At 59.3% G+C, this 11,770-nt stretch carries 12 protein-coding genes; 9 read left to right on the plus strand and 3 right to left on the minus strand.

The window, feature by feature from the left end; genetic code table 11:
• Positions 1 to 14: 14 nt before the first annotated feature.
• The 3 genes from Enr13x_RS39490 to Enr13x_RS29645 all read left to right on the plus strand — a co-directional run bounded on the left by Enr13x_RS39490 (position 15) and on the right by Enr13x_RS29645 (position 2,930).
• Entirely contained in the window at positions 15 to 149 is a 135-nt protein-coding gene (locus Enr13x_RS39490) for a hypothetical protein (protein ID WP_261344156.1), read from the plus strand.
• Between the two features lie 130 nt (positions 150 to 279).
• Positions 280 to 1,665, plus strand: coding sequence for an ATP-binding protein (locus Enr13x_RS29640; protein ID WP_145390445.1), 1,386 nt, complete (start codon positions 280 to 282; stop codon positions 1,663 to 1,665).
• A complete protein-coding gene (locus Enr13x_RS29645; RefSeq protein WP_197455450.1) occupies positions 1,662 to 2,930 on the plus strand; it encodes a tetratricopeptide repeat protein in 1,269 nt (422 codons plus the stop codon). Before Enr13x_RS29640 ends, Enr13x_RS29645 begins: the two co-directional genes overlap by 4 nt.
• A 9-nt stretch (positions 2,931 to 2,939) precedes the next feature.
• On the opposite strand, the gene Enr13x_RS29650 is transcribed toward Enr13x_RS29645, so the two are convergent.
• Together Enr13x_RS29650 and Enr13x_RS29655 are read right to left on the minus strand one after the other, a co-directional pair.
• Positions 2,940 to 4,136, minus strand: a complete 1,197-nt coding sequence (locus Enr13x_RS29650; RefSeq protein WP_145390447.1) for a phosphorylase family protein — start codon at positions 4,134 to 4,136, stop codon at positions 2,940 to 2,942.
• A gap of 238 nt (positions 4,137 to 4,374) precedes the next feature.
• Positions 4,375 to 4,803: a hypothetical protein gene (locus tag Enr13x_RS29655; RefSeq protein WP_145390448.1), complete on the minus strand. Its 429-nt coding sequence runs from the start codon at positions 4,801 to 4,803 to the stop codon at positions 4,375 to 4,377.
• A 171-nt stretch (positions 4,804 to 4,974) separates the two neighbouring features.
• Here Enr13x_RS29655 and Enr13x_RS29660 point away from each other — a divergent pair, with 171 nt between their 5' ends.
• Positions 4,975 to 5,922 (plus strand): amidohydrolase family protein, encoded by a 948-nt coding sequence (locus Enr13x_RS29660; protein ID WP_145390449.1) that lies wholly within the window; start codon positions 4,975 to 4,977, stop codon positions 5,920 to 5,922.
• Here Enr13x_RS29660 and Enr13x_RS29665 read toward each other — a convergent pair.
• Entirely contained in the window at positions 5,914 to 7,275 is a 1,362-nt protein-coding gene (locus Enr13x_RS29665) for a hypothetical protein (RefSeq protein ID WP_145390450.1), read from the minus strand. The genes Enr13x_RS29660 and Enr13x_RS29665 overlap by 9 nt on opposite strands.
• On the opposite strand from Enr13x_RS29665, the gene Enr13x_RS38380 reads away from it, so the two are divergent.
• The 5 genes from Enr13x_RS38380 to Enr13x_RS29685 all read left to right on the plus strand — a co-directional run bounded on the left by Enr13x_RS38380 (position 7,274) and on the right by Enr13x_RS29685 (position 11,544).
• Positions 7,274 to 7,435, plus strand: a complete 162-nt coding sequence (locus Enr13x_RS38380; RefSeq protein ID WP_197455451.1) for a hypothetical protein — start codon at positions 7,274 to 7,276, stop codon at positions 7,433 to 7,435. The two genes, Enr13x_RS29665 and Enr13x_RS38380, sit on opposite strands and share 2 nt — an antisense overlap.
• A 125-nt stretch (positions 7,436 to 7,560) precedes the next feature.
• On the plus strand, positions 7,561 to 8,052 hold the full coding sequence (locus Enr13x_RS29670; RefSeq protein WP_145390451.1) for a hypothetical protein: 492 nt from the start codon (positions 7,561 to 7,563) through the stop codon (positions 8,050 to 8,052).
• A 414-nt stretch (positions 8,053 to 8,466) separates the two neighbouring features.
• Positions 8,467 to 9,093: an RNA polymerase sigma factor gene (locus tag Enr13x_RS29675; RefSeq protein WP_145390452.1), complete on the plus strand. Its 627-nt coding sequence runs from the start codon at positions 8,467 to 8,469 to the stop codon at positions 9,091 to 9,093.
• 5 nt (positions 9,094 to 9,098) lie between these two features.
• The gene (locus tag Enr13x_RS29680; protein ID WP_145390453.1) at positions 9,099 to 10,463 is read left to right on the plus strand and encodes a hypothetical protein; all 1,365 of its coding nucleotides are present in this window, start codon (positions 9,099 to 9,101) and stop codon (positions 10,461 to 10,463) included.
• A complete protein-coding gene (locus Enr13x_RS29685; protein ID WP_231743853.1) occupies positions 10,405 to 11,544 on the plus strand; it encodes a hypothetical protein in 1,140 nt (379 codons plus the stop codon). The genes Enr13x_RS29680 and Enr13x_RS29685 overlap by 59 nt, the downstream gene beginning before the upstream one ends.
• Positions 11,545 to 11,770: the final 226 nt, after the last annotated feature.

The raw sequence follows: 11,770 nt of genomic DNA on the forward strand, positions 1-11,770 counted from the left end.
GACGCTGACGATCCATGAACGCTTCCCAAAGACTCTTCGATCGATTCGAAAAAGCCGGCCCGTCATGGCTGCCGATCATCGTGCTGTCCCTGATCGGATTGATTGCCACGATCGCCTGTGTGCACTCGATCGCCGGCCTGGGTGAATGAGCAACGCACGGAAACGAAGTGGGATAGGGCTTCCAGCCTGTCGATGCGGAAATGACAGTCCGGAAGCCGATCCCACTTCAAGAGATCCGACAGTTATATTCCTTTCGTCGCTACCACAAAGGAAACCGTCATGAATGACCCCAACCAAGTCGCATTGGATGCCTTGCGTCAAGCCGTCGGCTTGGCACCGGAGAACATTGCGTTGGCCGACCACCTTGCCAAAACGCTGCTGCAAATGTCTCGGCCCGAGGAAGCCGCCCAGGTCTATCGGGATGCGCTCCATCACCATCCCGGCAACACCCCGCTGCAACTGGGGCTGGCCGACAGCTACCGACGCGCCAATCGGCTCTCGCACGCCCTGGCGATCCTTGAAACGTTGGTCGCTGAGAAAAAACCGCCCGCCGAGGCGTTGCTGCTGCACGCCCGTGTGCTGCACGGCCAGGGCGAGACCCGTTCGGCCATCAATCAATACAAAGACGCGATCGATGCCAACCCCGATCTATCCGATGCGGCCTTCGAAAGCCTGCTCGGATTGAATTTCGAATCCGAGTCCGACGACTTCGCCGAGCGCACACCGGCCAGTTGGATGGAAGACGCTCCCGAATCGGGGTTCGACCAGCAGGACATGGACGACGACGATTCGTTCGCGGATCTGGAAACCCCGTCGATCAAGTTCGACGATGTCGGTGGCATGACCGAGGTGAAAGAGGACATCCGCGTCAAAATCATCTATCCGCTGCAACATGCCGAGATGTTCGCCGCCTATGGGAAAAAAGTCGGCGGAGGCATTTTGATGTACGGACCGCCCGGCTGTGGCAAGACGATGCTCGCGCGGGCAACGGCCGGAGAAATCGAGGCGGGGTTCTTGAGTGTCGGAATCAGCGATGTCTTGGACATGTGGGTCGGCAACAGCGAAAAGAACCTCCACAACCTGTTCCAACAAGCCCGCCGCAACCGCCCCTGTGTCGTGTTTTTTGACGAAGTCGACGCGCTCGGTGCCAGCCGATCGGACATGCGTCGCAGCAGCGGTCGACACTTGATCAACCAGTTTTTGTCCGAGCTAGACGGTGTGGAGACGGACAATGACGGCGTCTTGTTTCTGGCCGCCACGAACGCACCGTGGCATTTGGATAGCGCGTTTCGCCGCCCCGGTCGATTCGATCGAATCGTGTTTGTCCCGCCGCCGGACGCGGAAGCCCGCATCGAAATTTTGAAACTGGCACTCGCCGGAAAGCCGACCGAGAAGATCAACCTGGAAAAACTCGCCGCGAAAACCGTCGACTTTTCCGGTGCAGATTTGAACTCGGTCGTCGACACCGCGGTCGAAACCAAATTGAAGGACGCGGTGAAAACGGGATTGCCCAAACCGATCACAACGAGTGATCTGATGACGGCCGTCAAACGCTGTCGACCGAGCACCGGCGAATGGTTTTCCACCGCACGGAACCACGCGCTGTATTCCAACGAAGGCGGTGCGTACGACCCGATTCTGGATTACCTGAAGATCAAGCGATGACACAACGCTACGACCGCGCCCAACTGCTGATCGGCCAAGGGCGATTTGAAATGGCCGAGCGTGAGATCCGTCAGGTGCTGGCCGACAATCCCGATGACGGACTCGCCCATGCATTGTTGGCGATCTGCGCCGCCACCGACGAATCACGCTACGAGGAAGCAACCCGCGAAGCCGAGTTGGCCGTCGCGGCCGAACCGGACGCCCCGTTCGTTCATTTCGTCCGCAGCCGCGTGCTTTGGAAACGCAACCATTTCGACGAAGCCTACGAGGCGATCTCCCAAGCCATTCGACTGGATCCCTACGACGCCGACTATTTCGCACAAGCCGCACAAATCAAATTGGCAATCCGCGACTGGCCGACCGCGCTGCGTCTGTCTGAACAGGGCCTTGCCATCGACCCGGAAGCTGCCGGCTGCAACAACATCCGCACGATCGCGCTGGAACGCCTGGGCCGCACCGGGGAAGCGCTTCAATCGGCCGCCAAAAACCTGCAGAACAGCCCCGAAGATTCTTATGCGCATTCATCGCACGGCTGGGCACTGCTGAATTCCGGCAAATACCAGGAAGCCCAAAATGCGTTCCGCGAAGCGCTGCGACTGGACCCCAGCAACGAACTTGCCCGCGAAGGCATGATCGACGCGATCAGCAGCCGCAGCCTGCTGTTTCGCTCGGTTCGGAAATTCCACATCGCGCTCAGCCGACTTTCACGGAAACATCAATTCGCGATCATCTTCGGTGCCTGGCTGTTGATCCAAGTGCTCAGCGGTGCCGGGGACAGCGTGCCCTGGATTCGGCCGTTCATTCCGCTGATCTTGATGGCGTACATGGTCTTTGCCGTCCTGACGTGGACCTCTGACGCGATCTTCAACACGTTGCTGCGTTTCCACCATTTCGGACGCCACCTGCTGACGTCCCGCATGATCTGGCGATCCAATCTGGTGGCATCGTGTTTGATCTGCGCCGGCGGCGGTGCGATTTACTCGATCGCGATCGGCGGCTGGTTTGCCGCCGCCGTGGTCGCGTTCTACTGGACGTTGATGTGCGTCCCCGTCACCGCCGCGTTTGCGATGCCGACCACCCAACGCGGTCTGTTGATCGGCGGACTGGGGCTGCTGGTCGGACTGCTGCCGGTCTACGGTGTCGTTCAATCGGTCGCGCAAGACAGCGGTGTCCCGCTGGCCCGAGCGTTTCGGAATTTCAACTGGAGCATCATCGGTCTGCAGGTCGCAGCGGGTTACTTGGCCGTCGCCCAGAATCGCAAGTGAGCGGCTTCCTCACCAGCATTCCTTGGAATTCCCGTCGGGACCTTCCAGCAACGACTCTTCGGGCGCGCGGATGTCACTGTTGGGCAACCCATCGGGATAGTCCTGCTTGATCCGGGTGATGGCATGGGTTGCGACGGCCAAGTGCTGCTTTTTCGTCTCGTCATAAAAGGCCCTCGCCGCGCCGGGCAATTTGGGTTGGCCGTGCAGGGGTTTATCAGAAACGCACAACAGCGTGGCATTGGGAATTCGGTATCGAAAACCGTTGGCGGCGACCGTGGCCGATTCCATGTCGACGGCGATGCTGCGGCTGACCCGCAAATGTTCCACCGCTTTGCGCAGCGAAAGCTCCCAATTCCGATCCGCCGTCGTGTAGACCGCACCGATCCGGTAAGGCAATTCCGCTTCGCCGAGCGCGCTGGCGAGCGCGCGATTGAGCAAAAAGCTGGGCGTGATCGGCACCGACGGCGGCAAGGCTTCGTCCAACAAGTGATCGCCGCGCATGTAGCCCGATGCCAACACAAAATCACCGATCTCTTGATGGTTCCGCACGCCCGCACAGTGCCCCACCATCAACATCGCATCCGGCCGCAGGACCGCCAAATGATCGGTCAGGTTCTTGGCGTTGGACGGCCCGACCCCGATGTTGACGATGCTGATGCCGCGATTGTCTGGTTCCCGATGATGCAACGTCGGCATCTGCACGTCGTCACGCTTGGACCGCTCGCAATCGGGAAACTGGCGAATGAACGCCGCGATGTGCATGTTGTAATTGGTCAACAACACATACCGTTGGAAATCCTCCGCGTCGGTCCCGGTGTAATGCTCTAGCCGCTTGATCGAAAGCTCGCTGCGTTCGGGGCCGAACAAAAAGACTTTCTTGCGAGTCAAATCGAAATCGGTCTCGTCGATCATCTCCAACAACTGTGGAGAATTCAGATCGACCCGCGGTCGTGACCGCGCGATCGTGATCTCCGCACCACGGCGGGCCAGTTTTAAAAGCTCGCGGCGCAAGTACCAGCGATAGGCGCGCGGCCTGGCGATCTTGCCGGACAACTCCGGATTGTGCTTGGACCAATGCCGATAAACGGTCAACTTGGAATAGAAACCGTCGGCATAGGTTTCCTCCATCTGCTCGCAAGCGGCGGCGATCTGCTCACAGAGTCCCTGTTCGGACACATCCGGATCAATTCGAAATGTTTCGTGCATGAACGCAATTGTGAACGATCGCCGATCGGGCGGCTAGTCGAGTAGGGCATGCTGTGCATGCCGCTGTCACTACGCCGTGAACGATCGTTTAGGACCATCGGAAGAACAAGTGGGATAGGCTTCCAGCCTGTCATGGCGAAAACGACAGGCTGGAAGCCTATCCCACATTCAATCCCCGCCACTTATTCTTCAGACGGTCCTTAGCGGCCGGGCGCAAGCCCTCCGGTGGTGCGAGTGGTCAACGACCGAAACGAATCAGCAAGAGATCCAGTTCTTTCAGATGGACGATTTTCACGGGGCGGCGCGGCAGCGGCAGCGGCCTGACATGACCACGAGGCTCCGCAGCGGCAACCATCGGCGCACGCTGTTGGAGGGGAACGGCAACGATCCGTTTCATCACCTGCAAGTGCAATTCTGGTTTCCCATAGACCACCAATTGGCGTCGTTCGGGAAAATACATCATTTTCTCGGTAGGGACGACAGATCCAAATTGGGCCAAGACGTCCTCGGGGAATCCGTCGGGAATCCGGTGTGTTTGCAGCTTGGCAACCGTCGACGAAGGCTGCCGCTGGTCCTCCGCCCAAGCCTTGTTGCAATCCATGCCCGATCCGGCAATCAACGCCAGAATCAGTGTTGAACAACCTAAATATCGGCTCAAAACAGTCATTTCATGCTCGTTTGGATAGGCGGTCTTCTAAAGATAGAACACCATAGGTCTGCTGAGGTTCCGTAGAATTGCGTCCGGCTGACGAGTCGACAAGTCGTCATCGAATTCGCGTGACGATGACGTCTGTCACAACTCAATTGTCTTGCATGTATCCGAAAACTGGGCCCTCCCATGAAATCTCTGCGACCGAAAATCACGGCACTCCTGCTGACCTTTGCTTCGACCATTGCAATCGCCGAACAGCCTTGGATCATCGACCCGCACACGCACTTCAAGGGTCGCGAACAGATCGCCTTGGAGAACCAAACGGTCAAACGCGAACCCCAGAACACGCTCGGACATGTCGTCGTTCCCGAGGACTACCGTGAACTGGCCGATCGACTGGGCATCCAATCCACCTTGGTCGTCGAGGCCGTCGACCAGGACCAGCCGCAATTCAACGATTGGCTGCTCGACCAAGCCCAATCGGATCTGGTTTGCGGCTATGTTGCGCGCGGCGATTTGGCGTCCGATGATTTCCAAACGCACTATCAACGCTACAAACAGACGGGCTACCTGAACGGTTACCGGTTTCGGTTCGATGAACTCGCCGGCTACCTCGACAATGCCACCGCCCGAAAGAACCTTGCAACGCTTCAAACGGATGGCATGGTCGTTGATCTGCTGATCGAACCGAGCCACGCAGACGATGTCGCCGAGTTGGCCGCCGCATTTCCACGGCTAAAGATCGTGATCAATCATTGCTTTCGCGCGACGATGGTCGACGGCAAGGTGAGCGAACAATGGACACAGGCGGTTGCCAGTTGTGCAAAGTTTGAGAACGTCTTCATGAAGATTTCCAGTATCGTCAACTTCGCCGGCACCAAGCCGTTCGTCGAAACCGCACCGTCGGACCTGAAAACGTATCTGCCGGTGCTGGAACCCTGCTTTGCGGCTTTCGGAGAAGACCGTGTGATCTTTGCGACCAACTGGGGCGTCAGCACGCACTTCGGCAGCGTCGACGATGTGGTTCGGATCGTGAAAGAGTTCTTAGCGTCCAAGGGAGACTCGGCGCTCAAGAAGGGCATGCGAGACAATGCGATCCGAGTCTATGGGATCAACACCCAGCATTTAAGGTGACTCGGCCGGGGGCAATTCCCAAGACCAGTATTTCAGGTGTTGCTCATGCTCACCGAGTTGGTCGACGTCGATCGGCTCGGACGGCGTGCTGTCGCCGGGGCTTTGCGGGTCAAAGCCCCAAACCTGTGCCTTGCCGTCGACCACACGGTAGCCGAAGGGCAGGTTGCCGGCCGGATCGATCGGGCCCAAGCTCGCGTCTGAGTCCGCGTCAGTCAGTTCGTCCAAGCTGGCGGGCCAGCGATCATGACGTTTTTCGAACAGTCGAAGCCCGATGCCGATCTTGGCGATCCGATTTTCCATCGCCGACCGCACGAACGCTTTGCCGGCCGCACCGAGCGCCGGAACGGTCAAGCTGGTCACAACCGTTTCCAGCTTTTTCAGCCAGCCGGCCTGTTGGATTTGCTGATTGAAATCCGAATCGAGTGCGGCCGTTTGAATAAAGAAGTCAGACAGGTTCTCGGTCGTGACCGATTCGGCTTTTTCCATGATCTCCAAAGAGGCGAGGGCATCGATCGGCCGTTGACGAAATACTCCTGCGGGCACCTTGATGTCTTCCCCGATACGCTGAAAATCATCGAACACCGGTTGCGACATGGCGCGTTCCCCCACGATCGCAAGCCGGTAGCGAGTCCCGAAGTCGTCCAGGGCGCGCAATTGCTCAAGCATTGACTTCAGTTGGACATCATCGAAGAGATCCTGCTCGACCGCCACTTTCAGGTGTTTGAGTGTCATCGAATGAATCGCCGTCACGACGAGTTGCGAAATGATGAGCGGCTCTTTTTCGAGCGCCCGAGCGACGCCGAGCATGGCCATCAGGCTGCCGAACGCTTGGCGGCGATCATCGCGCCGCAGCGCATCTTCGAACTCCAGTGACAGCAATCTCGCCACGCTGCGCGATGACTGGACATAGGGCAACAGGGTGTTGAAGGAGTCCATCTGGACTTCGGTCCAAATCGGGCCCGTGCCTTCGGTGATGTCGTGAATCTCTTCACGTAGCGGCGCCCACCGGTCAAGAAACTGTCGCACTTCATCGTCATACCGATAGGGTTGCCCATAAACGTAATCGGCGTCGTCTTCGGTGACGCCAACCACGGGGACGCCACGACAGGAATTCTGAAACGCCGTCGACTCGATTTCCTCCAAGACGTTCATCCAACGCTCCGATTTTTCGTGCCCCATCGTTTGGACGCGAAAGGCTTCCATCGATGCGTCGTCAATCGGCAGCCCCCGCGCGCGGATTGCCTCACGGCGATCGGCGACCTCGCCGCTGGCGGCCGAACGTCGTGCGGCCCACCACGTCAGCGGACCGCCGCACAACAAGACGCCGAGTCCGAGACAGACCATCAGCACCATGAAGGTTCGATTGCTTGTTGATGATGACTTTGGTGATGCGTCAGACGCCATGGGGGCAACCAGCTTTGCGACGGTCGATTCGATAGATTGGTATCCGAACCATTCTAACGGCGTGAGCGTGCCGGCGCAGCCTTGCACGCTGCGGTTGATCGCGCAGTGAATTCCCGGCTACATTGCGATGTTGCGCCCCCTTTCCGATCGGAATCGGCCCCAGCGAGAACAGCCGGTCGACAAAAACTCGATATTGAATCTCATTTGTTATCCATCCCTGCCGGCGCGTTGCCCATGTCCAGCACGATTTCAAACCAGACGAGCACGATGATTCAATGTCTGCCGCAAGGCATTTGCTCGTGGAACTACCATCTATCGGGAGAAGCCTTCAATGGTGAAACCGCACTGAGAGTGTCCAGCGAGCAGGGTTCAATCGTCGTCGACGGCATCGCATTCACGGTCAAGAAACAGGGCGTGTTCAGCGGACAGTGGACCTTGGAGCATGGTGGAAACGAAGTCGCGTCGGCGCAAAAGCAATCGGTCTTCTGGCGAACCTTTGACATCGATGCGCCCGGCGGTCCGCTGTTGCTGGCCACGGATACGCCGTTTACTCGCTGCTACACGCTACGTCGCGGCGAAGAATCGATCGCCACGATGCGGCCCAATCATCCCTTGACCCGCCGCGGCAAGATCAACCTCCTGACGTCCGAATGGGACGCCCCGACCGTTGTCTTTTCGTTCTGGCTGGTCGTACTGATCTGGCGGCGTTTGGCCCAGAGTGGTTGACGTTTGAAGGTGGGGCGCACGCCCAACGCCACTTGCTTTGATGCCAAGCGGGATGTTTTTTATTAGCGGTAGGGCGCGAGCCCTCCGGTCTTTCACGGTGAAACCGGACGGCTCGCGTCGTTCCGCTAACAGCTTCAGAGGGAAAGCCCGGTTGGCATGCACAGCATGCCCTACCTAGCCGTGCCCGATTCGAATGACCCCACCGATGGCAGCGCGAACCCACGGATCCCTGGCTGCATTTCATCCGTGGGTTCGCGCTGCCATCCGTGGGTGTTCCCCGTTGCTGAGATACCGGGGATCGTTGGTTGGATCCGTTCGCCGTGGAGATCCGATAAAATTCAGAGTTGTCGATTTTCTTTTTGAGGTTTCCCCGCCCGGACCGGTCTAAGGGTATGTCGCTAACCACCGAGTTTCATGATGGATGCCGCGTTTGACAGTCTGTTCGAAGATCGTCGGGTCTATCAACGCACATCCACGCGGCGGGCGTCGATGGAAAAATCATTGACCCAACCCGAATTTGCCCGAGCGGTCTCGGCGGGGCTGCCAAAACTGATCGCGATCGCACGGCGGTTGTCCGGAGATGAGGACATCGCGGCCGAGGCGGTCCAAAACGCATTGCTGAAAGCATCCAAATCATGGCGAAAGTTTCGAGGCCAATCGCATGTCGACACGTGGCTCACCAAAATCGTGATTCACGCCGTTCGCGATGGAATGGCATCCCAGCGACGGCATTTGGAACACAACGAACCCAAACCACAGGCCCCATCGGAGCGGCAGTGCGAAAACCTGGTTGATCCGGAACGCGGGCCGTCCCAGCAAGTGCTCGATGCAGAAATCCGAAACGCCGTCGCGGCGGCGGTGCGAGAGCTTCCGGATCGACAACGGGAAGTTTTTAGTTTGATGATTTGGCAAAGCATGACGGCGCGAGACGTCGGCCAGTTGCTGGACATCACGCCGCAAACCGTTCACGCCAATCTGCATGCCGCGCGAAAACGACTGCGTGAATTGCTCGGCCCCTTCGTTAGCGATGATCAGGATTGACCACCATGAATCCAGATAAACTTGACCAGCTGATTCGGGGCAGCGATCCGGCAGACGCCCCCAACCGATCCGACAGTGTCGATCCGTTGCTGGATCAATTCGAACAACAATGGTCGGTATTGTCCCGGCGGCGTGTCGTGCTGCGAAAGCGTCTCACACTCTGCTTGGCCGCGATCGGTCTGTTTGCCATCCTGGGTGGATCGGCGATGTGGGTCCAGATGCATCCCCGGCAAAACGACGCCCACTTCGCCGTCGTCACCGCGGCGGATTCGACGACCGATCGCGCCCCGAAGAACTTGGCCGACGCGGCGCCCCGGCAGCGACGGCCGAGTCCGATCGTCGTGCCGAACGAACCCAAGGCAGAAGCTGACATGGTTTCACCGTCTCAGTCACCGCGCCCCACAGGCAAACTGGCTGACTCGGTCCCGCCCCGACCGAAACCGGTGCCGGCACCTGCAAAACTCGCTCGTCCGACCGCTCGCCCCAGCCAGCCCGTCATCGATCACGCTGAGCAACTGGCCGAGTTGGCCGCGTTCGTCGATCGTGCAGGGAAGGTCGATAGCAATACTTGGCGTCAATCATGCGACTATCTGGCACGTCAAGATCCCCGCTCGCAGCGCACGGTGATCATGCTGGTGCCACAACTGGCCGACCCGCAGCAAAAGAAAAAGGCGTTCGACTTGGTGTGCGCCGCGGCCGCCGATTCGCAACGAACGGTTCTGCTGCATTGGCTTTCGCATCCGTCGCTCCGTGCGATGGCATTCGAACGCTTGGCCGCCGAGGCAACCTTGGAACAAACCATCGAGTTGATTCAACGTGCACAGAACGATCCCGAACGAACGTTGTTGTGCCGTCAGCTTGCGGCCTCGCCGGACTCCCAAAGCGTCGAGGTACTGCTGGAACTGGCCCACAACGCACGTTGGAGGGCCGCGATCGGGTCGGCATCGAGAGAACTGAACCCGTCGCACATCCAAACATTGATCATGCGCATGCGAGACCGAAACGCGCCGGTACGAACCGCAGCGGCCTTCGTTTTGGCGTCGGTCCCGGGCGAGCAACTCGATCAAGTCCTCGCATCCATGATCTTGCGCGGCCGGTTTCGCCAGCCCGCCTACCTGGTGCTGCTGTCGCGAAATACGCCGCAAGCCCGAGCGTTTCTGGCACAAGCCGCATCGCGTCAGGATTTGACCCCGGCGTTGGTTTCGGCCCGCATGCACTTTGCCAACATTCAACCCACTCTTCAACAATGGATCGCAGATTCCAAAGGAACCCCTCATGAACGCTCTGACACTTCGCAACAACGCTTCACGGATGCTCTGGACAGCTACCGCTGTGCTCGCCGGGCTGACACTCGCAACGACATCGGCTGACGCCCAACCGGTTGGGGATGGCCCCTCGGCACCGTTGGTGACCAAGGTCTACAACATCGCCGATTTGCTGGACGCCCCCAGCATGCTGGACGATGACGCGGAAGAAGCCGGCAAGACCATCCGGACGTCCGCCGGTGGTTTTGGTGGCGGCATGGGTGGCATGGGCGGTGGCATGGGTGGCATGGGCGGTGCAGCCGGAGGCATGGGGGGCTTCTTCCGAATCCCCGACAATATCCTTCCGCAACTCGACGGAGGGATGGGTGGCATGGGCGAAGGGCTTGCGGGAGCCGCGCAAACGTATCTCCCCAGCCGCATGACCCGCGAAGCGCTGGAACAAGTGGTGCTAGACCATCTGTCCGATGATGACACCCGGTGGCTGCACCTTGACGGCGAAGGGGGCAAGCTGTCGATCGTCGCCTCAATGATGATCGTCACGCACACGCAAGCGGTCCACACCAGGGTGACACAGCTGCTGGACCTGTTACGCGTCGGCAACAACACCAGCCCGACGGTTCAAGTCGACGTGCGGATCGTGGAAGTCGCGTCCGACCAGTCGGCCTCGTCGCTCGCCTCGGACGCAGCGTCGCTGGAAAAACTTGCCAATGATCCCTCCGCCGCACGTTTGTCACTCCGCTGCGATAACCATCGTGTTGCCAAGGTTTCCTCGGGATTGCGCCGTAGCTACGTTGTCTCACTGACTCCCGTGGTGGGGTCCAACGGAACCATCGACGTCAACACCGGCAATCAGACGGCCTACCGTCCCGAGACCTATTCGCCGCTGCTGGGACTGTTCGGGAGAATCAAACCGGAGATCGATGCGGAGGGCAAGAAAGGACGACTGCACCTGGGAATCCAACTCGCCTCGGGCCCCGAAGAAGTCGTCGCGGCGACGTTCGGCACCGGACAGTCGATGGACCGCGTGGAGCTGGAAACCGCCCAGCTCGCCACATCCATCGCCACCGTTGCCGACAAGTGGACCTTGGCCGGAAGCGTGGCCGTCACCAGTCCCACCTCCAGCATCACCTCCGGCGAAGCCCTGCCGCACCTGGCCATGCTCGTCCGCTGGCAAGTGGTGGAGTGAAGTGTGGGGTAAGCTTCCAGCTTGCCGTACATCACGCAGCGATCTTGTTCCCAGGCTCCCGCCTGGGAACACACTGCCATGGAGGCTCCCGCCTCAAAAGGTCGCCGGCGGAGCCGTCGAGGGTGGCAAGCAAGATGCTTACCCCACTGCGATCTTGTTCCCAGGCTCCCGCCTGAGAACACACTGCCATGGAGGCTCCCGCCTCAAAAGGTCGCCGGCGAAGCCG

The sequence above is a fragment of the Stieleria neptunia genome (assembly GCF_007754155.1).
In the GTDB taxonomy this organism is placed as follows: Bacteria; Planctomycetota; Planctomycetia; order Pirellulales; family Pirellulaceae; genus Stieleria; species Stieleria neptunia.